19 protein-coding genes are annotated in these 22,837 nt (G+C 61.3%); 15 read left to right on the forward strand and 4 right to left on the reverse strand.

Going from position 1 to position 22,837, the window contains the following annotated elements; all coding sequences use genetic code 11:
* The first annotated feature begins 262 nt into the window (after positions 1 to 262).
* The 10 genes from PCOSP_RS00925 to PCOSP_RS00970 all read left to right on the forward strand — a co-directional run bounded on the left by PCOSP_RS00925 (position 263) and on the right by PCOSP_RS00970 (position 13,829).
* The gene (locus PCOSP_RS00925; protein ID WP_139646139.1) at positions 263 to 1,612 is read left to right on the forward strand and encodes a TolC family outer membrane protein; all 1,350 of its coding nucleotides are present in this window, start codon (positions 263 to 265) and stop codon (positions 1,610 to 1,612) included.
* Between the two features lie 37 nt (positions 1,613 to 1,649).
* Positions 1,650 to 3,806 (forward strand): type I secretion system permease/ATPase, encoded by a 2,157-nt coding sequence (locus PCOSP_RS00930; protein ID WP_464710097.1) that lies wholly within the window; start codon positions 1,650 to 1,652, stop codon positions 3,804 to 3,806.
* A complete protein-coding gene (locus tag PCOSP_RS00935) occupies positions 3,796 to 5,163 on the forward strand; it encodes an HlyD family type I secretion periplasmic adaptor subunit (protein WP_139646144.1) in 1,368 nt (455 codons plus the stop codon). Before PCOSP_RS00930 ends, PCOSP_RS00935 begins: the two co-directional genes overlap by 11 nt.
* A gap of 354 nt (positions 5,164 to 5,517) precedes the next feature.
* On the forward strand, positions 5,518 to 6,423 hold the full coding sequence (locus PCOSP_RS00940) for a TauD/TfdA dioxygenase family protein (RefSeq protein WP_464710099.1): 906 nt from the start codon (positions 5,518 to 5,520) through the stop codon (positions 6,421 to 6,423).
* A 36-nt stretch (positions 6,424 to 6,459) separates the two neighbouring features.
* Positions 6,460 to 7,485: an ABC transporter substrate-binding protein gene (locus PCOSP_RS00945; RefSeq protein WP_464710100.1), complete on the forward strand. Its 1,026-nt coding sequence runs from the start codon at positions 6,460 to 6,462 to the stop codon at positions 7,483 to 7,485.
* A gap of 5 nt (positions 7,486 to 7,490) precedes the next feature.
* Complete coding sequence (locus PCOSP_RS00950; protein ID WP_464710102.1) at positions 7,491 to 8,351, forward strand: ABC transporter ATP-binding protein; 861 nt, start codon at positions 7,491 to 7,493, stop codon at positions 8,349 to 8,351.
* Positions 8,352 to 8,363: 12 nt separating this feature from the next.
* Entirely contained in the window at positions 8,364 to 9,230 is an 867-nt protein-coding gene (locus PCOSP_RS00955; RefSeq protein ID WP_464710103.1) for an ABC transporter permease, read from the forward strand.
* Positions 9,231 to 9,460: 230 nt separating this feature from the next.
* The gene (locus tag PCOSP_RS00960) at positions 9,461 to 9,949 is read left to right on the forward strand and encodes a cell division protein (protein ID WP_464710104.1); all 489 of its coding nucleotides are present in this window, start codon (positions 9,461 to 9,463) and stop codon (positions 9,947 to 9,949) included.
* Complete coding sequence (locus PCOSP_RS00965; RefSeq protein ID WP_464710106.1) at positions 9,942 to 11,384, forward strand: TIGR01777 family oxidoreductase; 1,443 nt, start codon at positions 9,942 to 9,944, stop codon at positions 11,382 to 11,384. The genes PCOSP_RS00960 and PCOSP_RS00965 overlap by 8 nt, the downstream gene beginning before the upstream one ends.
* Positions 11,385 to 11,393: 9 nt before the next feature.
* A complete protein-coding gene (locus PCOSP_RS00970) occupies positions 11,394 to 13,829 on the forward strand; it encodes a PEP-utilizing enzyme (RefSeq protein WP_464710107.1) in 2,436 nt (811 codons plus the stop codon).
* A gap of 16 nt (positions 13,830 to 13,845) precedes the next feature.
* On the opposite strand, the gene PCOSP_RS00975 is transcribed toward PCOSP_RS00970, so the two are convergent.
* A complete protein-coding gene (locus PCOSP_RS00975) occupies positions 13,846 to 14,535 on the reverse strand; it encodes an NYN domain-containing protein (protein ID WP_464710108.1) in 690 nt (229 codons plus the stop codon).
* A 464-nt stretch (positions 14,536 to 14,999) separates the two neighbouring features.
* On the opposite strand from PCOSP_RS00975, the gene PCOSP_RS00980 reads away from it, so the two are divergent.
* From PCOSP_RS00980 to PCOSP_RS00995, 4 genes are read left to right on the forward strand one after another with little or no spacing between them, the layout of a single operon-like run.
* A complete protein-coding gene (locus tag PCOSP_RS00980; protein WP_175361992.1) occupies positions 15,000 to 15,779 on the forward strand; it encodes an efflux RND transporter periplasmic adaptor subunit in 780 nt (259 codons plus the stop codon).
* Entirely contained in the window at positions 15,776 to 17,095 is a 1,320-nt protein-coding gene (locus PCOSP_RS00985) for an efflux RND transporter periplasmic adaptor subunit (RefSeq protein WP_464710109.1), read from the forward strand. The genes PCOSP_RS00980 and PCOSP_RS00985 overlap by 4 nt, the downstream gene beginning before the upstream one ends.
* A gap of 1 nt (position 17,096) precedes the next feature.
* Positions 17,097 to 19,193 carry an efflux RND transporter periplasmic adaptor subunit gene (locus PCOSP_RS00990; RefSeq protein WP_175361991.1) on the forward strand — a complete coding sequence of 699 codons (2,097 nt, stop codon included), beginning with the start codon at positions 17,097 to 17,099 and terminating at the stop codon, positions 19,191 to 19,193.
* A 9-nt stretch (positions 19,194 to 19,202) separates the two neighbouring features.
* Positions 19,203 to 19,694: a GNAT family N-acetyltransferase gene (locus PCOSP_RS00995; RefSeq protein WP_139646167.1), complete on the forward strand. Its 492-nt coding sequence runs from the start codon at positions 19,203 to 19,205 to the stop codon at positions 19,692 to 19,694.
* A gap of 152 nt (positions 19,695 to 19,846) precedes the next feature.
* Here the strand turns inward: PCOSP_RS00995 and PCOSP_RS01000 are convergent, their stop codons facing one another.
* The 3 genes from PCOSP_RS01000 to PCOSP_RS01010 form a co-directional block, all read right to left on the reverse strand.
* Complete coding sequence (locus PCOSP_RS01000) at positions 19,847 to 20,434, reverse strand: phage tail protein (RefSeq protein ID WP_139646169.1); 588 nt, start codon at positions 20,432 to 20,434, stop codon at positions 19,847 to 19,849.
* A 282-nt stretch (positions 20,435 to 20,716) separates the two neighbouring features.
* Positions 20,717 to 21,028: a DUF6916 family protein gene (locus tag PCOSP_RS01005; protein ID WP_139646170.1), complete on the reverse strand. Its 312-nt coding sequence runs from the start codon at positions 21,026 to 21,028 to the stop codon at positions 20,717 to 20,719.
* A 46-nt stretch (positions 21,029 to 21,074) separates the two neighbouring features.
* Positions 21,075 to 21,662 carry a phage tail protein gene (locus PCOSP_RS01010; protein WP_139646172.1) on the reverse strand — a complete coding sequence of 196 codons (588 nt, stop codon included), beginning with the start codon at positions 21,660 to 21,662 and terminating at the stop codon, positions 21,075 to 21,077.
* 288 nt (positions 21,663 to 21,950) lie between these two features.
* Between PCOSP_RS01010 and PCOSP_RS01015 the strand changes: the two genes are divergently transcribed.
* Positions 21,951 to 22,787 carry a sulfotransferase family protein gene (locus tag PCOSP_RS01015; RefSeq protein ID WP_047700034.1) on the forward strand — a complete coding sequence of 279 codons (837 nt, stop codon included), beginning with the start codon at positions 21,951 to 21,953 and terminating at the stop codon, positions 22,785 to 22,787.
* Positions 22,788 to 22,837: the final 50 nt, after the last annotated feature.

A 22,837-nucleotide genomic window follows, 5' to 3' on the forward strand; every position in this document is an offset into this window, starting at 1 on the left:
ATTTGACGCTTTGATATGTCAATAATTTGGCTTAAATTCTTGGGATTTTTGTTTTCGCCAAACTATTGACCTTCCTCTGGGCATCCTAAACAATTGTATCGGTCATGTCACATTGATATTTAAGTGGCGGCTTGTTCTTTCGCTGCAAGATTCAGTACCTGCTTCGAACTTTCCGACATACGGTAATTCCGGTTGCCATCATACGATGCAGCGCCTCGTTTCGCTGTGATCCAAGACAAGCGTTTCAGGAAGAAAAAACACCATGCGTTCGCATTTGTTAATGGCTTTACCCTTCGCTCTCGCTGCCAGTTTCGTGCAGGCACAAACCTTGCCGCAGGCTATGCAACAGGCCCTGGACGTACATCCTGAAATCCAGGCTGGAGTGAACAGCCGCCTGGCAGCGGACTATCAACTCAAGGCGGCCAAGGGCGGTTACCTGCCCCGGGTAGACGTGGCGGCGGGGTATGGTCGCGAAGGCACCGACAGTGTCACGACCCGGTCGGGCAGTAACAATCATTGGGAAACCCTGAATCGCGGCGAGTCGAGCCTGCGTGTGACACAAATGGTTTTTGACGGTTTTGCGACGTCCAGTGAAGTGGGGCGTCAACAAGCCACCGTTAATGCCCGCGCCTATTCGCTGCTCGATACCTCCGAGCGCACCGGCCTGACCGTGGCCCAGGTTTATCTGGATGTGCTGACCCGGCGCGAGTTCGTACGCCTGGCCGAGGAGAACCTCAAGAGCCACGAGCGCATCTTCGATCAGATCAAACTGCGTACCGAGCGCGGCGTGGGCAACCGTGCCGACCACGATCAGGCCGAAGCACGCGTGGCCCAGGCCCGCAACAACCTGATCACCGAGCAGACCAATCTGGCCGACGCCGAGACCAACTACCTCAGTGCCGTGGGCCAGTTGCCTGACCAACTGGAACGCCCCGCCGATTTTATGGCGCTGCTGCCGGCCAACCTGACGGAAGCTCGTGCCCAGATGCTGGAAAACAGCCCGGTACTGCGTTCGGCCGAGGCGGACATCGTCGCTACCGAGAAACAGTACGAAGCCGCCAAGTCGAGCTTCTACCCACGCTTCGACGCCGAACTGGGTCGCACCGCTGACAACGACCTGGACGGCCAGGACGGTCACAACAACGAATGGCAGGCCATGCTGCGCATGCGTTTCAACCTGTATGCCGGCGGCAGCAACAAGGCGGATCTGGAGTCCAAGTCCTACCTGTCCAACCAGGCCCTGGACATCCGTAACAACGCCTTGCGTCAACTGACCGAAGAACTGGGCCTGGCCTGGAACGCTCTCAACAATGCCAATGCCCAAGTACCGATTGCCCAGCAATACGTGGACCGCAGCGCCAGCGTGCGTAACGCCTACCAGAAGCAGTTCAGCCTCGGCGAGCGGACCCTGCTCGACTTGCTCGACAGCGAAAACGAGCTGTTCAGTGCTTCCCGGCGGTTGGCGGAAATCAAGAACGTGCAGTTGTTCACTCAGTATCGGATCAAGGCAACCATGGGCGAGCTGCTCAAAAGTCAGGGGGTAGTCGCGCCGTTGGCATCCGTTGTGCAGAATGACGTGAAACCCAAGGTCCAGTTGCCTGGGATGAATTGAATCATCCATCCAGTTTGATCAGTAAAGAGTGCAGAGCGTGGAATCAGAAGTCAGTCGAGTCGAACTAGTCCATGACCCGCGCACGCTGCATGACGACCCGTTGCTGGACGGGTTGCTGGCGCTCTGCATGCTGCATCAGAAACCGGCCAGCGCGGCGATGCTCACCACCGGGCTGCCGCTGCCCAAGCAACGGCTGAGCGTCGAATTATTGTCGCGCGCTGCCGCCCGGGCCGGCTTGCAAGGCCGGGTGCTGCAACGCCGGCTCGAGCAGATCCCGACCATTGCCATGCCGGCCTTGTTGCTGCTCAAGGACGGTCGCAGTGCGGTGTTGCTGGGCTGGGTCGGCGACGATCAGGCGCGGCTGCTGCTCAGCGAAAGCGACGGCGGAGAAGTGACGGTCAGTCGTGAACTGCTGGCCGACGACTACAGCGGCAAGGTCTTCTTCGCCCAGCCCCAGCACAAATTCGATGTGAACCATGGCACGCTCATTCCCCGGGCGCGCTCGTGGTTTCGCGACACCCTCAAGCGTTCCCGTTGGCTGTACGCCGATGCGATTGCCGCGAGCCTGCTGATCAACATCATCGCCATGGCTGCGCCGCTGTTCGTGATGAACGTCTACGACCGAGTCGTGCCAAACCAGGCCGAGTCGACCTTGTGGGTATTGGCCATCGGCATCACCGGTGCCTATCTGTTCGACCTGATCCTGAAAATGTTGCGCAGCCTGTGCCTGGACCTGGCGGGCAAGAAGACCGACCTGATCATTTCCGCCACGCTGTTCGAGCGTATCGTAGGTATGGCGATGAAGTACCGTCCGGCGCGGGTCGGCAGCTTTGCCCAGAACATCCATGAATTCCAGAGCCTGCGAGACTTCCTCGCCTCGCTGACCCTGACCAGCCTGATCGACCTGCCGTTCACCCTGCTGATCTTCATGGTCATCGCGATTATTGGCGGACACCTGGTGTGGATTCCGGTGCTGGCGTTCCCGATCGCCCTGCTGATCGGCTACGCATTGCAGAAGCCCCTGGTGGCGACCATGGAGCGAACCATGGCCTTGGGCGCCGAGCGCCAGTCCAGCCTGATCGAGACCCTGGCCGGGCTGGATGCGGTGAAGGTCAATAACGCCGAGAGCGAGCGTCAATACCAGTGGGAGCAGACTATCGGCACCCTCAGCCGTCTCGAGCTGCGGGTAAAAATGCTGTCCGGGCTGGCGATGAACATCACCTTGCTGATCCAGCAACTGGCGGGCGTGATCATGATCGTCTTCGGTGTCTACCTGATCATCGCCGGTAACTTGAGTATGGGTGGGCTGGTTGCCTGCTACATGCTCAGTGGCCGTGCCCTCAGCCCGCTGGCGTCGCTGTCGGGCCTGCTGACCCGTTACCAGCAGGCGCGGGTGACCATGACGTCCGTCGATCAGATGATGGAGCTGCCCCAGGAGCGCAATTTCGAAGAGCGTCCGTTGAGCCGCAAGGTCCTGCAGGGTGCCATCGAATGCCGGCAGTTGAGCTTCACTTATCCGAACCAGCAGAACGCCGCGCTGAAGAATATCAACCTGGTGATCAAGCCCGGTGAAAAAATCGGCATCATCGGCCGCAGTGGTTCGGGCAAGAGCTCCCTGGCGAAGTTGCTGGTGGGCCTTTACCAGCCGGACGATGGCGCCTTGCTGGTGGACGGGGTGGACATTCGTCAGATCGATGTCAGCGAGTTGCGCTACAACGTCGGTTACGTCCCTCAGGACATCCAACTGCTGGCCGGCACCCTGCGGGACAACCTGACCTCAGGCGCCCGTTATGTCGAAGACGAGTTGGTGCTCCAGGCCGCCGAACTGGCGGGTGTGCATGAGTTCGCGCGCCTGCATCCCCAGGGCTATGAATTGCAAGTCGGCGAGCGCGGGCAAAACTTGTCTGGCGGTCAGCGCCAGAACGTTGCCCTGGCCCGTGCGCTGCTGCTCAACCCACCGATCCTGCTGCTGGACGAACCCACCAGCGCCATGGACAACACCGGTGAGGAACGCCTCAAGCAGCGCCTTGCCTCCGTGGTGGAAAACAAGACCGTGCTGCTGGTGACGCACCGGGCATCCTTGCTGTCGCTGGTGGATCGCCTGCTGGTGATCGACCGTGGACAGATCCTGGCCGACGGCCCGAAAGCTGCCGTGATGGAAGCGTTGAAGAAGGGGCAGATCAGTGTTGCTTAAGTCGGGTATCAAGGATTCCGTGGGCCGTTATTTCAAAGGCTCCGCTTCGCTTAGTGGACAACCCCTGCCGGAGGTGAACAAGGCCCTGATCGAAGACGCACCACGAGTGGTGCGCCTGACGATCTGGGGCATCATCGCGTTCTTTGTGTTCCTGGTGCTGTGGGCCAACTTCGCCGTGGTCGACGAAGTGACCAAGGGCGACGGCAAGGCGATTCCGTCGTCCAAGATCCAGAAGATCCAGAACCTGGAGGGCGGCATCGTCGCCGAGTTGTTCATCAAGGAAGGGCAGATTGTCGAGGCCGGTGCGCCTTTGATTCGTCTGGACGACACACGGTTCGTCTCAAATGTAGGGGAAACCGAGGCGGATCGCCTGTCCATGCTGTTGCGGGTCGAACGATTGAGTGCCGAGGTCGACGACCGGCCGCTGAACTTCCCGGCCGACGTGCTCAAGGCTGTGCCGGGCCAGGCCGCCAGTGAAGAGTCGCTGTACATCAGCCGTCGCCAGCAATTGCACGATGAAATCGGTGGGTTGCAGGAGCAACTGGTGCAGCGCCAGCAGGAGTTGCGCGAGTTCATTTCGAAGCAGGCGCAGTACCGTTCCGGCCTGGCGTTGCAACGCCAGGAAATCAACATGTCTGAACCATTGGTGGCTCAGGGCGCGGTATCACCGGTGGAAGTGCTGCGGCTCAAGCGTGCTGAAGTCGAGACCCGCGGGCAACTGGATGCCACGACGCTGGCGATTCCTCGCGCCGAATCGGCGATCAAGGAAGTGCAACGCAAGATCGACGAGACCCGCGGCAAGTTCCGCAGCGAAGCGCTGACCCAGCTCAACGAGGCGCGCACCGACCTGAACAAGGCCCAGGCGACTGGCAAGGCCTTGGAAGACCGCGTGAGCCGCACCCTGGTCACGTCGCCCGTGCGGGGTATCGTCAACAAAATGCTGGTGAACACTATCGGTGGCGTGATCCAGCCTGGCAGTGACCTGGTGGAGATCGTGCCGCTGGACGATACCATCCTGGTGGAAGCGAAAATCCGTCCCCAGGACATCGCCTTCCTGCACCCTGGCCAGGACGCCACGGTGAAATTCACCGCGTATGACTACACCATCTACGGTGGGCTGAAAGCCAAGCTGGAACAGATCGGCGCCGACACCATCACCGACGAAGACAAGAAAACCACCTACTACATCATCAAGCTGCGCACCGAGCGCAGCCACCTGGGCACCGATGACAAACCGCTGCTGATCATCCCGGGCATGGTGGCCTCGGTGGACATCATCACCGGCAAAAAAACCGTGCTCAGCTACCTGCTCAAGCCCATCATCAAGGCCCGGGCCGAGGCGTTGCACGAGCGGTAGAGACGAGCAATCGAGGCCGCCCCGTCCCCTGTGGCGAGGGGATTTATCCCCGCTGGGCTGCGAAGCGGCCCCAAACCAAGCAACTCAATCTGCCTGATACGCCAGGGTGCATGGCTTCAGGGCTGCTGCGCAGCCCAGCGGGGATAAATCCCCTCGCCACAGGGACAGGTGAAAACTCCAGGCCATATCGTTATTCACTAACGGTATTTAAATTTAGATTTTTATACCGATAAAGTCATACCCCTGCGTACCTGCCGACCAATCGGCGCGCCGCACGACACGAACCCATACGGCCATGCCGTGAGTTTTTGATCGAGGCGCGCCCATGAAGCGCGCTGTGCGTAGGAGTGATGTATGCCAGCCGTTTCTTATTCCTCGGATTTTCCAAGCGTCGAGAATATCGCGCCGCAAAGCTTCGAAATTCGCCCGTTCAACGGCGCCGTTGGCGCCGAGATCATTGGCCTGGACCTGTCCCGACCGCTCAATGACCAGGATTTCGCCCGTATCCATCGGGCGCACTTGGACCATCACGTCGTGGTGTTCCGTGATCAACGCATTACCCCTGAACAGCACATCGCCTTCAGCCGCCGTTTTGGCGTGCTGCAGATTCATGTGCTCAAGCAGTTCCTGTTGGCCGGGCATCCCGAAATTCTCATCGTTTCCAACATCATCGAGAACGGCCAGTCCATCGGTCTGGGCGACGCCGGGAAGTTCTGGCATTCCGACCTTTCCTATAAACAACTGCCCAGCCTGGGGTCGATGCTCCACGCGCAGGAGTTGCCGAGCGAAGGTGGCGATACCCTGTTCGCTGACATGCACAAGGCCTGGGATGGCTTGCCCGGGGCGTTGCGCAAAGCCGTGGAAGGCCGTTCGGCGGCGCACTCCTATACCGCGCGCTACAGCGAAAGCAAATTCGAAGGCAACTGGCGACCGAAGCTGACACCGGAGCAACTGGCCCAGGTCGCCGAGGTGGTTCACCCGATCGTGCGCACCCATCCGGAAACCGGGCGCAAGGCGTTGTTCGTCAGTGAAGGCTTCACCACCCGCATCGTCGGTTTGCCGGAGGACGAAAGCAAAGCGCTGCTGGCCGAGTTGTACGCACACAGCGTGTTGCCCCGGAATATCTATCGCCATCAATGGCAGCCCCACGACCTGGTGTTCTGGGACAACCGCTCGCTGATCCATCTGGCCGCCGGTTGCCCGAGTCATCTGCGTCGCAAGCTGTACCGCACCACCATCCAGGGCGACGCCCCTTTCTGATTGGCTGCCCACGCGCATAGCGCCCGGAGAATCAACATGTTCAAACGCATTGCTTTTGCGCCGCTGGCCGCTGCCGTCGGCCTGGGATTCAGCCTGTTGGCCGGTAGCCTGGTGGCACCCTCCAGCGCCCGCGCCGAGGGTGAGATTCGTATCGCGGAGCAGTTCGGCATCGTGTACCTGCTGCTGAACGTGGTCCGTGACCAGCAGTTGATCGAGAAACACGCCAAGCAGGAAGGCATCGACATCAAGGTCGACTGGACCCAGTTGTCTGGCGGCGCGGCGGTCAACGATGCGTTACTGTCGGGCTCCATCGACATTGCTGGCGCCGGGGTCGGCCCATTGCTGACCATCTGGGACCGCACCCGCGGCAAGCAGAACGTCAAGGCGGTGGCTTCTCTGGGCAACTTTCCTTATTACCTGTTGAGTAACAACCCCAAGGTCAAGACCATCGCCGACTTCACCGAGCAGGATCGTATCGCGGTGCCGGCGGTAGGTGTTTCGGTGCAGTCACGTTTCCTGCAGTACGCCGCCGCGAAGCAGTGGGGCGACAAGGAATTCAATCGCCTGGACAAGTACACCCTGGCCGTTCCACACCCGGACGCGACGGCGGCTTTGATCGCCGGTGGCACGGAGTTGACCGGACATTTCTCCAACCCGCCGTTCCAGGACCAGGCGCTGCAAACCCCGGGCGTTCATGTGGTGCTCAATTCCTATGATGTGTTGGGGCCGAACTCCCCCACAGTGTTGTTCGCCACCGAGAAATTTCGCGATGAGAACCCGAAAACCTACAAGGCGTTCGTCGAGGCGCTGACCGAAGCGGCCGAGTTTGCCCAGAAGGACAAAGGCGCGGCGGCGGATACCTACCTGCGGGTGACCCAGGCCAAGATCGATCGGGCGACGCTGCTGAAGATCATCGATAACCCGCAGATCGAATTCACGGTCACGCCGAAGAACACCTACCCGCTGGCCGAATTCCTGTACCGCGTTGGCGCGATCAAGAACAAGCCGGCCTCCTGGGAGGATTATTTCTTCCAGGATGCCAAGCCATTGCAGGGGAGTTGATCGCCATGACCGCGCTATTGCAAGGCCACGCGGCCAGCAACCCCGCTCGCATCGATACCCCGTTGTTGTCAGTGGATAACGTCAGCCTGGAGTACCGCACCTCCCAACGCGTGGTGCGGGCCACCCATCGAGTCAGCTTCGACGTCGATCCGGCGGACCGCTTCGTGCTGCTCGGCCCGTCGGGTTGTGGCAAGTCCACATTGCTCAAGGCCATCGGCGGTTTCATCGCACCGCAGGAAGGCGAGATCCGCCTGCAACGAGAAGCCGTCAACGCACCAGGGCCCGACCGGGTCGTGGTGTTCCAGGAATTCGATCAGTTGCCGCCCTGGAAAACCGTCAAGCAGAACGTAATGTTTGCGCTCCTGGCCTCGCGCACCCTCAAGCGTGCCGAGGCCGAAGAGCGGGCGTTGCATCACCTGGACAAGGTCGGGTTGGGGGCCTTTGTCGATGCCTATCCGCACACGTTGTCGGGTGGCATGAAGGCCCGTGTCGCCATCGCCCGGGCACTCGCGATGCAACCGAAAATCCTCTTGATGGACGAGCCCTTCGCCGCCCTCGATGCCCTGACCCGACGCAAGATGCAGGAGGAACTGCTGCTGCTCTGGGAAGAGGTGCGCTTCACACTGCTGTTCGTCACTCACTCCATCGAAGAAGCGTTGGTGGTGGGCAATCGTATCCTGCTGCTCTCACCGCATCCGGGGCGGGTAAGGGCGGAGATCCACAGCCATCAATTCGACCTGCATAGCCTGGGTGGCGTGGCATTCCAGCAGACGGCCCGGCGGATTCATCGGTTGCTGTTCGAGCAAGGCCCAGGGCCCGACACCGAACGGGAACTGGATTTTGCCGACATTCGTATCGCGTATTGAGAGGGGCGACCCATGAGCCGTTTATCGCCTGTGCGCGAAGAGTATGAAGTTGACCTGCAACCCTTGACCCACGTGCCGCTGGAACGGGAGTTACCCCTGGGCCAGCGTCTCTGGCAGCAGGGTTGGCTGCGCAAGAGCTTGATCCTCGTGCTGCTGGCGTTGTTATGGGAGGGGCTGGCCCGCTACCAGAACAATGACTTGTTGCTGCCGGGTTTCCTGCAAACCGCCAGTGCTTTGTACGAAGGGCTGCGCAGTGGCGAACTGTTGGGCAAGGTCTGGATTTCCCTGACGGTGCTGCTCAAGGGATATCTGCTGGGCATCGCCCTGGCGTTTGGCCTGACGACCCTGGCGGTGTCGACGCGGTTGGGGCGGGACCTGCTCAGCACCCTCACGTCGATGTTCAATCCATTGCCAGCCATCGCCTTGCTGCCGCTGGCATTGTTGTGGTTCGGCCTGGGGCAGAACAGCCTGATCTTCGTGTTGGTGCATTCGGTGCTGTGGGCGTTGGCGCTGAATATGTACGCGGGCTTTCTCGGCGTGTCCGAAACCTTGCGCATGGCGGGGCGCAATTATGGGCTCAAGGGTCTGCGCTTCGTGCTGTTCATCCTGATTCCCGCAGCGCTGCCGTCGATCCTCGCGGGGTTGAAAATCGGCTGGGCCTTTGCCTGGCGTACGTTGATCGCCGCTGAACTGGTGTTCGGCGCCACCAGCGGTAAGGGCGGCCTGGGTTGGTACATCTTCCAGAACCGTAACGAGCTATACACCGACAAGGTCTTTGCCGGGTTGGCGGTGGTGATCCTGATCGGCTTGATGGTGGAGAACCTGGTGTTCGACAACCTGGAGCGGGTGACGGTGAAGCGTTGGGGGATGCAGCGTTGATGGAAGGGCTGTCATGATGTTCAGGTAAGCGGTTGTCTGGGCGGACGCCATCGCGAGCAGGCTCGCTCCCACACAGGGTCTGTGCTGGTCGTGACATTCGCGTCTGCGCCCATTTCCTGTGGGAGCGAGCCTGCTCGCGATGGCGGACTTCAACTCAGCCCAATTAGCCAGGTAAAGCCACTTTCTTTTCCTTTAGACTTGCGGCTCTCAAGCAAGTCTCAGGACACGGAATGCCAGCCCCTCCCAGCTCCCTTCGCAAAGCCCTGGTCGCTTGGCTATACGCCGCTGCCCTCATGCATCTGCTGGTCAGCCTCGTGCTGACCTGGGCAGGGCATGCGGGATTGCTCGACGGCTATCTGCAAACCATCGAACAGGCTTTCTGGTCCGGCGCCGCAGTGCCTTCGGCTGCCCGGGCGCAGCAGGTCTGGTGGCTGGCGCTGTTCGGCGCCACGTTGCAAAGTTATTCGCTGTACATGCTGGCCCTGGTCCATCTCGGTAGTCGACTGAGAAGCGCGATGCCTTGGGGGTGGTTGATCGCCGGCATCCTGCTCTGGGCGCCCCAGGACATGCTGCTTTCGGCCCACGCGCAGGTCTGGTCGCATTTGTGGTTCGACAGCCTTGCCCTGTTTGCATTGCTGCCTCCGCTGTTCTGGCTCTACCGTCACGATCGCCGCAGTCCCCTCGTCGACCACCTGCTAAGTGAGTCAAACCATGCCTGATTTTTCTCTCCTCGACTGGGCCATCGCGTTGTTGATCGCCCAGGCTGTCCTGGGCGCGCTGGATACCCTCTATCACCATGAACTGACCGTCGCGCTGCCCTATCGCCACAGCGCCCGGTTGGAGCTGTCGATCCACGCCCTGCGTTCGTGTTTCTACGGGATTCTGTTCCTGGGCATCGCCCACCTGACCTTCCAGGGAACGTGGGCGATTGTCATCGGGTTGCTGTTCGCCCTGGAGATCGGCCTGACGCTCTGGGATTTCGTGGTCGAGGACCGCAGCCGCAAGCTGCCGGCCATTGAGCGCATCATGCACACGGTGCTGGCGGTCAACGGCGGGGCGTTCTTCGCGCTGTACGGGGTGCAACTGGCGCAATGGGCGAGTTTGCCCACTGGGCTGGGCGCGCTCGATCTGGGCTGGCGCGGCTGGTTGCTGACGCTGTTTGCCGTCGGTGTCAGTGCCTCGGGTATCCGTGACGGGCTGGCGGCGCTGCGCATGCAACGCCGGGGAAAATCTGGCAATCCGTTCGCGGGCGGTGTCCATCGGCGCGTGTTGGTGACCGGTGGCACCGGGTTTATCGGGGAGGCACTGGTCAATCAGTTGCTCGATGCCGGACACACCGTCAGCGTGTTGGCCCGGGATCCGTTGAAAGCGGCCTATCTGTTCGACGGCCGTGCCCGTTGCCTGCGCTCGCTGAGCAAGCTGGGCCATGACGAAATCTTTGACGTGGTGATCAATCTGGCGGGGGCGCCGGTGGCCGGTCCACGCTGGAGTCCCCGGCGCCAGGCGCAACTGATTGCCAGCCGGGTCCATACCACCGAAGCATTGATCAACTGGCTGAAGAACGCCCGGAACAAGCCGACGCTGTGGGTCCAGGCCTCGGCCATCGGCTTTTATGGCGTGCGTGATGCCAGTGAGAGCCTGGATGAGCGTGCCGCCAAGGGCGATGGTTTCATGGCCGAACTCTGTGCCCGCTGGGAAGCGTCGGCGTTGCCCGCCGTCGAATTGGGCCTGCGTCAGGTGGTGATGCGCCTGGGCGTGGTCTTTGGCCCGGGCGGGGCATTGCTGCCTTTGCTGATTCCGTTTCGCCTGGGGTTCGGCGGGCGGATGGGCGACGGTCGGCAGATCATGAGTTGGATACACCGTGACGATGTGATCCAGGTCATCGCCCGGGTCTTCGACGACGAGAGCCTGAACGGCACTTACAACCTGGTAGCGCCGGAGACGGTCAGCCAGGGGGCGTTTGCCGAGCGCGTCGGTAAAGTTCTCAGGCGCCCGGTATGGTTTCACATCCCTGCCGCACCGGTGCGTGCCCTGGCAGGGGAGATGGCCCAGTTGTTTTTCGACGGCCAACGCGTGGTGCCGAGCCGTCTTGCCGAGGCCGGGTACCGGTTCCGTTATCCGACCCTCGACGCTGCCCTGCGCGATCTGGCCTGAGGACCGCTCATGAGCAAGCCTTTGATGTACCTGCTGGCCGGTAACGGCAGCGCCGCCGATTGGTGGGACGATGCATTGCCGCACTTCGAGCGCTACGAAGTGGTGCCACTGGAGCTGCCCGGCTTTGGCAATCATCCTCAAGCGCCGTGCGAAGACCTGGCCGCCTACGCCCAGGCTTTGCTGCAGATGACGGTCAAGGGCAGCGCGATCACGGCGGTAGGGGTGAATGCGTTGTTGGTGCTGCATGCCTTGCAGCGTCAACCAGGGCACTTCTGTCGCAGTGTATTGTTGGCGCCGGTTGGAGCTTTTTTATGGCAGCGCCGTCTGCCGGCGTTGATGTCGCCTCTGCCGCTGCGCAAAACCATTCATTGGTTGCTGGCAAACCAGCCGACGCTGTTTGCCCGCAAGTTTTCCAACCAGACCTGGACGCCTGCGCAGTACCAGCGCATGGGGGCCGGGTACGCCCGCTGTCGTGCCTTTGTGCCGCACTGGGATCTGGTGCGCGCGGACACCGCGCTGCCACTGCTGGAGTGGATCACCGACCCGGTCGAACTGGTCTGGGGCGACCAGGACAATGTGCTGGGCATCGAGCAGGCCGCGGCGTGGTCAGCGATTCTCGCCCGCGCCGATCTGACCATCAGCCTGAAGCCCGGCTGGGGTCACTATCCCTGGATTGACGCGCCGAGGGAATTCGTCGCGTGGCTGGAGTCAGGCGAGCGAGGGTTCGTCGCCCATACCAAGGGTGGGCGCTTGCGCCTGGCGGCTCTGGCCGGGCAAGCGGTGCCTGCGGCGCTGTCGCTCAACGACTGCCACGATCCGCGCCTGCCGGCGTTCCTCGACAGCCAATCGGACGCTCTCTGGGCGGTGCGCTCCTCCAGTTATGGCGAAGACCAGGCCGATGCGGCGAACGCGGGCCTGAGTACCACCTTCTTGCGAGTATCGACACAGGACGTGCCGGGGCGCGTTGCCGAGTTGAGTGCGACGGGGGTCGAGGAAGTGGTGGTGCAGCGGTTCATCACGCCGCGGCTGTCCGGGATCGCCTTCGTCCGTCACTTGGCCGTCGAACTGGAGTGGGTCGAAGGTCATCTCGAATCGTTGGCCGACGGCCAGGCGAGCCCCGAGCGCGCGATCATTTCGCGCCTGGGGGACGCGTGGAATAGCGACACGTTCAAGCCATCCCACGGCCTGACCGCCGATCAGCTATGGCGCTTCCTGCAAAGCGTGCTGCGGGTTTTCCACTACGTGCCCGGTGACGTTGAGTGGGCTTGGGACGGCAGCCAACTCTGGTTGCTGCAGTACCGGCCGATCAGCGACTACGGCTGGCGTCGACACCTGACTGCCGCCAACATCGCCGAGATCCTGCCGCCGCAACCCAGTGTTCTGGTGGAATACGCCCAGCGCCGTGCTGCGGCGAGCATTCCCGCGATCATGGCGCGCTGGGACTCGCGGATATTGCAGGACAACGAGCCCTTTACCGCGGTGTTTGGCGGTGCTTCATACATCAATAACGACCTGTTTCTCGCGCGCCTGGCGGACTGGGGCATCAGCGCCAGCAACTACGCGGGTGAGGTCGGCGGCGCTACGCCCCATCTGCCTTGGCGACCGCTACGCCTGATCCGTTCGCTGCCGTTGTTCCTGCGCATGCAGCGCATCGCTCGTGGGCATTTGCCAACGTTGGAAAGGGGGTTGCGGCGCTTCGATCGGGAGCTGCTCGAACTGACCGGACAGGGCGTCGACGGGCAGCGATTGGCGGACTGGTTCACCCGTTTCTATGTATTCGTGGTCCAGGGCAACCTGTGCATCGCCACTGCGTTGGCCAGCAGCGGTGGCGACTGGCTGGGACGACCCCCAACCGCCTATGACAACCTGGAGTGCGCCCCGCATCGACTGCCTTGGGAAACCGACCCGGCTACGCCGCGTCCGGCACCGACCGAGTTGCCGTTGCAGGCGTTCCCCCAATGGCCCCTGGCGGTTCGCCTGGCCCATTCGGGCGGTTTGCCAGGGCTGCGCGGCTACTACCTGCAAGTGCGCGAGTGGTATCGCGACAACCTGATGCGTATTTTCTTTCGCCTGCATCACGCCATGCCGGCGGCCGAAAGGGCGCATTGGTTCGCACCGCATCCGGACATCCGCAGCCGCGAGGGTAGCTTCTGGCAGGATGGTCGCGAGGGCACCGAGCAAGCGAGTGGGTTCCTGATCTACCCGGGACAGGTGCAAGGCATCCTGGGCGACGACATTCTGCTTGAAGAGACCTTGGACCCAGGTCGCCATGCACACTATCAGAACGCCCGGGCGGTGATTGCGCGCATGGGCGGACGCTTGTCCCATGGGTCGACCCTGCTGCGCGAACTGCGCAAACCCTCGGCGGTGCTGCCGCAGGTGGATGCGGCCTGGCTGGGGCGCGAGGTGTTGTATCGGGATGGGAAGTTGACGTTGGTGGAGTAGCAGGTGGCGGGTGTGACTACCAGTAATCCGGTTTGATGGCGGGGGCCTTGCGGGTGGGCACCCGGTTGGGGAATTGGTGGGCTTGGAGCTCGTCGCAGCTAACAACGCGGCGCGTCCAGTGGGCGTGCTGCCTCAAAGAACCTGGGGATGGACGATCTAACTCTGCTCGGTGAGGAAGAATGACGCCGACCGTTATTTCGGGGAAGTCTTCACGAATGGCTCTCAAGGCAGGCGTCATATCGGTATCGCTAGATACTAGTATCAATTGTTCTACTTTTTCATGAGTCTCCAGCTTCGTTTGTCTTGCAGCGGCTCGGTATATGCTGACTGCAATGTGAACATCTGTTTCCTTTTCTTCCAATTTCCAGATGTCGACTTTGTCATTACGAGAAGCTCTCGTCTTTCTATCAATGAAGCGTGGGGCCTTCGCAGGTTCAAGTTGATGATGACCGTAATGGATACAGACATCGGTCGACCTCAGGGCTCGGATATAGGTGTCCTGCGCTTCCTTTGATATTTGACCACGGGTAGCCAGGAGGGGTTTGACGGATGATGTGAAGTAATCGATTGAGGCAATCGTGCTGCTTGGGTTTTCGATATACACGATGTGAGATAACAGGCTTCGAAGATTCAGCCATTTGTAAGGCGTGCCTGCGAGTAATCCATAAAACAGGTTGTAACCATCGACGAAAAATGCGGTACGCACAAATTCAACCCCCCGAAACGAAAAAACCGGCCTAAGCCGGTTTCTTCACCCCAACGGCCAGAAAACTGAATTTCTGCGTACGGGGTTGAGTAAAGAGATCCTAAGTCGGGCGAATTCTGACGTCAACCGTTGCTTAGCCCCTCTCCGTTACCGGCGACGCAGTGTTGAGCGTATGCAGGGCGCAGAGTCAAATCGTTGTGGGCTCGTTTTGTGAGTGTTTATTGCAGAATATGGATGTTCCTCCGATAAGTCCAAAACACCATCCTCCGAAGCCGTTTGGAGTAAAAGGATCGCTCCCAATTTTTTGTGGGATTTGATACCGACCAACGTAAGCAAAAAACTAAGCATCTTTTGACCCCCTCCCAACCTTTTTGAAACAAGAGATTTCCCAAACCTGACTGCATCTCCCTTGACGCTCCCCACCGCTGTCGTAGACTCCGACCATCCGTCAGGGAGTAGCGGTCATGCAACGTTTTTGCAGTTGGGTTATGGGGTTGGCCTTTGTAACGTGCGCAGTCCAGGCGCAGACGCCTGTCGCGGACGATCCGTTGCTCGAGAGCAATGTGACGGCCGGGGCGGCAGGGGGTAACGAGGCGCGAGGAATACTTAGGGCGCGGGATCAGGCGGTGTTGGCCAGTGAGTTGGCCGGACGTATCGTCGAATTGCCGTTCAGTGAGGGCGAGTCGTTCAAGAAGGGCGATACCCTCGCACGTTTCGATTGTTCGGCTTATCAGGCCCAGCTCAACGCAGCCCAGGCAGCGAGTCGGGGCGCCAATGAGGAGTTGGCGCATAACCGGCAACTGGAAGCATTGAAATCCGTCGGGCGCTTCGAAGTCTCACGGGCCGAGGCTCGGCTCAGCGAAACCCAGGCGCAATCCCAGGTGTATCAGGTCCAGGTCAAGCGCTGCAGTGTGATCGCACCGTTCGATGGGCAAGTGGTGGCGCGCAAGGTCCAGCGTTATGAAAGCGTGGCGGCCGGTGCGCCGTTGCTGGACGTGGTCGACAACCGCACCCTGGAGATCCATCTGCTGGTGCCGTCGCGCTGGATGAGCAGGCTCAAGCCCGGACAGTCCTTTACGTTCACCCCCGATGAAACCGGCCGGCCGCTGCAAGCGACGGTCAAGCGCCTCGGCGCGCGTATTGATGAAGGCAGCCAGACCTTGCTGCTGGTCGCGAGCCTGCCCGACGCCAGTGGCTTGCTGTCCGGCATGAGCGGCACGGCCCGTTTCGCGGAGTCCAAGTGAACGCGCCGGTCATGGGCAGCGTCGAGCAGGTATTTGCGCGCTTTCTCGATCTGGAGCGTCAGACGCGGGCCGCGCGTAACCCGGCGCAACTGAGCTACAGCCTGGTCAATGATGGTCAGGCCCTGTTCGGGTTTCGCCACGCCGCGCTGCTGATCGCCGGCAAGGTGCAGGCGGTGACTGGCGTCAGTGCCGTGGAGCCGAATGCGCCTTTCGTGGCGTTTGTCGAGCAGGCGGTGGCGCAATTGTTCAAGCAAGGCGTGCTGAACCAGGCCCGGGTGATTGCCGTCGATGGGGTGAGCGAAGCCGTACAGGCGGACTGGCGAAGCCTGTCGGCCGCGCAGGTATTCTGGCTGCCGTTGATCGATCACAAGGGGCTGGTTTTCGGTGGCCTGTGGCTGGCCCGCGACCAGCCCTGGACGCCGGCCGAGCAAGTGCTGCTGTCGCAACTGGGCGACACCTACAGCCATGCGTGGCTGGCGTTGCAACCACGCAAACCATGGCGCCTGCGCTGGACGCGCAAGCGCCAGGTCGCACTGGTGGCGGTGCTGTTGCTGGGCTTGCTGGTGCCGGTGCGCCAGTCGGTGCTGGCCCCGGCCGAGGTGGTGCCGCTGGGTGGCCAGGTGGTGGCGGCGCCGCTGGACGGCGTGATCGCCGAATTCATGGTCAAGCCCAATCAGGCCGTCAAGAACGGTGACCTGTTGCTGCGCTTCGAAAGCACCAGCCTCAAGGCCCAGGCTGACGTGGCCGAGCGCGCGTTGGATGTGGCCGAGGCGGAGCTCAAGGCCAACTCCCAGCGCTCGTTTGCCGACGCCGAGTCGAGTTCCAAGATCGACCTCCTGGCCGCTCGCGTCGAACAGAAACGTGCCGAGCGCAACTATGCCCTCGAGTTGCTCAAGCGCAGTGAAGTCCGTGCCGAACGGGATGGCATCGCGGTGTTTGCCGATGTCGAGCGCTGGCTCGGCAAGCCGGTGCAGACCGGTGAGCGATTGATGGAAATTGCCGACCCCAGCCAGGCTGAGCTGCGCATCGAACTGGCGGTCGGCGATGCGATAACCCTGGCCCCCGGTGCGCAAGTCGCATTGTTTCTCGACAGCGATCCGTTGCAGCGGCATGTGGCCTGGCTCGAGCGTTCGGCCTATGAGGCGCAACCCACCGCCGCCGGACAGCTTGCTTATCGATTGGATGCGCGCTTCGACGCCGCGGCACCGCGCATCGGTTTGCGCGGCACGGCGAAAATATTCGGAGATCGTGCGCCGCTGGCGCTGTACCTGTTGCGTCGGCCACTGGCAGGTCTGCGCCAGAGCGTAGGTCTGTAGCATGGCGCTGCCGAGTCTGCGGCCGGACCTGCAGCTGTCCCCTGCGGCGCCGGACCCTGATGGTTCGCCTCAGTGGACCCTGGCCGATCCGGTGCGCGGGCGTTACTTCAAGCTTGGCGCGGCGGCGATGCGCATGCTGCGACATTGGTCCCTGGGCGACCCGGAACGGGTGCTGCAAGCCGCGAACCGTGAACCGGGCCTGCCCCTCAATGGCGAGTCCCTGGAGCAGTTGCTGGGCTTTCTGCGTGGCCACGATCTGATCAGCGCAATGGACCCGCAACAGCGCGACAGCTATCAATTCAAGACGGCCGCCCGGCGCCAGAGCCTGTGGCAGATCCTGTTGCATCAATACTTGTTTTTCCGGATCCCGCTGTGGCGTCCGGACGCCTTTCTCAACCGCGCCTGGCCCTGGCTGGCACGGTTCGGGCCCAAGATCCTGCGCTATGGACTGCCGCTGACCCTGGGCTCGGGGATTTTCCTGGTGTCACGGGATTGGCAGCGGTTCCTGGCGACTTTTCCACACCTGTTCAGCCTGGGCGGTGCGCTTGCGTTCGGGGTGGCGTTGTTTTTCGCCAAGCTGTGCCATGAGTTCGGCCATGCCTTCATGGCCAAGCGCGCCGGTTGCCGGGTGCAAAGCATGGGCGTGGCGTTCATGGTGCTGTTGCCGATGTTCTATACCGATGTCAGCGACGCCTGGCGGATCAATGATCGGCGGGCCCGGTTGCTGATTGGCGCCGGCGGCGTGCTGGCGGAACTGCTACTGGCGTGCATCGCCCTGCTGGCCTGGTCGTTGTTGTCCGACGGGCCGGCCCGCACCGCCGCATTCATGCTGGCCAGCGCCACCTGGATCACCACGCTGATCATCAACCTGAATCCCTTCATGCGCTTTGACGGGTATTTCCTGCTCAGCGATTTCTGGGCAGTGGATAACCTTCAAGGCCGTGCGTTTGCCCTGTGTCGCTGGCGTTTGCGCGAAGCTTTGTTCGGCTATGGCGTGGCAGCGCCGGAGCCCTGGTCGCCGAAAATGCGTCGCCGCTTGCTCATATGGGGATATGGCTCGTGGTTGTGGCGCGCGGCATTGTTCTTTGGCATCGCCCTGGCGGTCTATCACCTGTTCTTCAAGGTGCTGGGCATTTTCCTGATGATGGTGGAATTGGTCTGGTTCATTTTCATGCCTATCGTGAATGAGTGGCGACAATGGTGGCAGCGTCGCGAGCAGGCCCATGGGCCGCGGGTGCTGCTGACTGGATTGGTCTTGCTGGCGCTGATCCTGGCCTTGCTCTTGCCCTGGCGCAGCGCCGTGGAAGTGCCGGCGATGCTTGAGGCCGGACGTGCCAGTGCCTTGTACGCGCCGGTGGCGGCACGGGTCAGACAGGTGAATGTGCACGATGGGCAGGTGGTGGCCCAGGGCGACGTGTTGATTGAATTGGAGTCGCCGGACATGGCGTCACGCCTGAGCATCGTGCGCCGGGAAATCGAGATCCAGCAATTGCAGATGCGCCGCCGGGCCGGCCGTAGCGAAACCGCCGCCGACGCGGGCATCGTCGAGCAGCAACTGGCCGAAGCCGTCGCCGAGTACCGCGGCCTGGTCGCCCAACGTGAGCGCCTGTTGCTGCGTGCGCCCCATGCCGGCCAGGTGCGTGATCTGCTGCCGCAATTGGCGGTGGGCCGCTGGTTGTCACCCACGCAACCGCTGGTGCGGGTGGTGCAGGCCGATTCCCGCTTGCGCGGCTACCTTACCGAGGCCGAGCTTTGGCGGGTCGGGCCCGGTGCCACGGGGCGATTCATCGCCGATGATCCGATGCACCCTTCGATTGCCGTGCAACTGAATGAAGTCGACACCAATGGCGCCGCCTGGGTTGAGCAGCAGGCGTTGACGTCCGATCACCATGGGCCGATTGCCGTGCGCCGCGATTCGCAACAGCGGGCCGAGCCCGTGCAGGCGCAATATGGCGTGCGCCTGAGCGCCATCGATGACGAAGCTGCGCCGCCGCAACCGCTGCGGGGCGTCGTGGTGTTGCAAGGGCAGGGCGAATCGATATTGGGAGCGGCCTGGCGTCGGTTGGCGGCGTTGGGTGTGAGGGAAAGCGGGTTCTAAGGAGTGCACATGGAGTCAGTAGCGGCAGAGGGACTGGTGGTGCGGCCGTCGCGGGTCAGTGACGGTCCATTCTTGCAGAGTCTTTATCAGGCGGCGCGACCGGATCTGCAATGGATCGATGGCGAGCACGAGCAGGTGCAGCAGGTGATCGCCCAGCAGTTTCAGGTGCAGGAGCAGGGGCTGGGGGACAACTTCCCCAATGCCATGCATTACGTCGTGGAAAAACTGGGTACCGCCATCGGCGCCTTGAGCACCGATTTCGGTCCCAATGAAATTCGCGTGCTGTACCTGGCCTTCATTCCCCAGGCCCGTGGACAGGGTTATGGCCGGACGGTGTTGCAAGGCGTGCAGAAAGCCGCGCAGCAGATCCGCTGCCCGGTGGCGACCGTGGTCTGGACCAGCAACCCTCACGCACGTCGGCATTACCTGGCACTGGGCTTCGAAGTCCAGGAGCGCAACCCGGCGGCGGAGCGGTTGGTCTGGTATCCGAAAGGGAACTGACAGCTCAATATTCCTTAGTGTGTGGGAGGCGTTTGTGTGGGAGCAAAGCTTGCTCGCGATAGCGGCAGACCAGTCAATATTGTTGCTGCCTGACTTGTCGCAGTCGCGAGCAAGCTTTGCTCCCACAGGGCCGCCGCCCTGCGATTGAAAAATCAGTTACGGGATGGGAACAGACCGTTCAGGGCAATGCTGAAGTTGATGACCAGGAACGGGTTCATGATTGCCATCGGCAGGCCGTTGCCCGTAGGGGCTACCGTGCCGCTGACCGTGGTGGTCACGCCTTTCAGCGGTACTGGCGACGCACCTAGCTGGTCGGAATAGATATTCGCCGCACCCGGTCCGGTGCCTGAAGTGCCGATGAAGGAGTTGGTGGCCGTTGGCGCGTTCAGTGGATTGCTGGCCGGGTTCGCCAATTGCAGGGTGGTTGCGGCCGTAATACCCGTAAGGGTGTGGGTGTGATTGGGCAGGTTGTTCAATGTCGCCGTAACGTTTTCGGTACCGGAAGTCTCGCCGATGACACGCGGGGTCAGGCCCAGGCCGTTGCCCTGGCCCAAGGTCTGTCGGCCTTGCAGGTTGGGGAGCATGAAGTTGGTCTGGCCATTGCCTCCGTAGTAGGTGCCGATCAGTGAAAACAGCGCCTGGTATTGCGAAATGCCAAGTGTCTGCCCGCTGCACAGCGCCCAGCCGCTGGGTGCGAAATTAAAGGCAAACGACTGGATAGTGCCCATGAATACTTCCATAGATTCCTCGTCCTTCAGGTTATCGTTCTGGTATCGCCAGGGGGGAAAATTGCGTTCAGTTCGACTCCGTCCCTGGTCTGGTTACGCACGGCTGAGCTTAGACGCGGTTGTCGTGCTCTGCCGGGTGGGATTCGTGGATCGGCCACTAGGCCTGTGGGCACCACAAATCCCTTGTGGGAGGGAGCCTGCTCGCGAAAGCGGTGGGTCAGTCGCATTCTTGTCGAATGTGCCGCCATCATCGCGAGCGGGCTCGCTCCCACAGGGTCACTCGGATGGCTCACGCTAGTTGAATGCAATGTAGAAATATCCCACCGTCGGATCCCGTCCCATGGGGGGTATCCGCGACACGAATACGTCTTCGAGTCTGCCCAGCTCGGGCACTTCCAATGAGCACAAGCCGTCCACGAAATCAGTGGCCTGCAAACTATTGAATTCGACGCTGAAGGGCATGCGCTCTGCGTTGGGCATTTTCGCCCGAGGCGCTTGTTCGAGGGTTTCGATCCGCACGGGTAAGCAACTGCCGTCGGGCAGGATCAGGCTGCTGGTCAGGCCCAGCAGTGGTTGGAAATGGTGGCTATGAACTTCTTGCAACATGTCGATACTCCAACGGACCGGAGGACCGTAGTCCTCCGGTGGATCATCAGTTACGGGATGGGAAGTAGCCTTGCAGGGCAATGCTGAAGTTGATCGCCAGGAATGGGTTCATGATTGCCATCGGCAGTCCATTGCCGGTAGGGGCGACCGTACCGCTGACCGTCGTGGTCACACCCTGCAGCGGTACCGGCGAAGCACCTAACTGGTCGGAATAGATATTCGCCGCACCCGGCCCTGTGCCCGAGGTGCCGATGAAGGAGTTGGTGGCCGTTGGCGTATTCACCGGGTTGCTGGCCGGGTTCGCCAGTTGCAGGGTGGTTGCGGCGGTTATACCGGTCAGGGCGTGTGTGTGGTTGGGCAGGTTGTTCAGCGTCGCCGTGACGTTTTCGGTGCCGGAGACGGTGCCGATCACCCGAGGGGTCAGCCCCAGGCCGTTGCCCTGGCCCATGGGCATCCGCCCCTGCAAATTGGGGAGCAGAAAAGTGGTCTGGCCGTCGCCGCCGTACGTCACGCCGATCAGGGCAAACAAGGTCTGGTATTGGGCAAGACTGAGCGTTTGCCCGTTGCACAAGGCCCAGTCCCTGGGGGCAAAGTTGAAAGCGAACGGCTGGATAGTACCGATGAATACTTCCATAGAATCCTCATCCTTCAGGTTGTTGGTCTGTGGTATCTGGCGGATACAACGGGAAAGCTGTGATCACCTGGCCTGGTCACGCACGGCTGAGCGTAGACGGGGTTATTTCGTTCTGCCCAAGGACTGAAAATGGCTGACGCTTGGCTTAATCGATTCAGGTTGAGGGAGGACCTATACCGTCCATCTTTTTTACAGGCTCAGATGTATTTGATATCAAAGTAGTACTAGTCGAGGTTTGTTTCCTCGTCTACTCTTCGGACACAAACGGACTACAAACGGTGATAGGGATTGTCAAAGTTTCACTTTATTTCCGGTCTGCCGCGCTCAGGTTCGACCCTGCTTTCTGCAATTCTTTTGCAGAACCCGCGCTTTCACGCCGGCATGACCAGCCCCGTCGGTACGCTGTTCAGCAGCGTGTTGCAGCAATGCAGTGCCGGCAGCGAATTCGGTTCGGTGATCGACACCGACTTGCGCCGTCGCCTGCTGCGCGGGTTGTTCGACTCCTACTATGCCGACAAGGCCGACAAGCCCGTCATCTTCGACACCAACCGCCAGTGGTGCGCACGTTTGCCCGCGCTGCAGGATCTGTTCCCCCAAGCCAAGACCATCGCCTGCGTGCGCAACGTCGCCTGGGTGCTCGACAGTCTTGAGCGGCTCTACCGCGCCAACCCGTTCGAGAACACCAAGCTGTTCAACGATGATGACGAGCGCAACACCGTCTACAGCCGCTGCGAAACCCTGGCCCAGCGCAACCGTCTCGTGGGGTATGCGTGGACAGCGCTCAAGGAAGCCTATTACGGCGAAAACGCCGAGTCATTGCTGATCGTCGACTATGACCTGTTGAGCCAGGCACCCGAGCGGGTGATGCGGCTGATCTACGAGTTCATCGACGAGCCCTGGTTCGAACACGACTTCAATCATTTGACCTACGACGCACCGGCCTTCGATCTGGCCCTGGGCGTTGCCGGCCTGCACAAGGTCAAACCCAGGGTCGCGCCGCAAGCGCGACGGACCCTGCTGCCGCCGGATCTGTTCGAAAAGTATGCCGAGTTGTCGTTCTGGCGCGATGGGTCTGCCAGCGCCGCCAATGTCATTCGTATGAAAACCGACGCCGCGCTCAGTTGAGCGCGGTTTATTTCATTTGCGTGTTCAAGCAGTTCGAGTCCGGGTGAACG

It is taken from the genome of Pseudomonas sp. MAFF 730105, assembly GCF_055380705.1.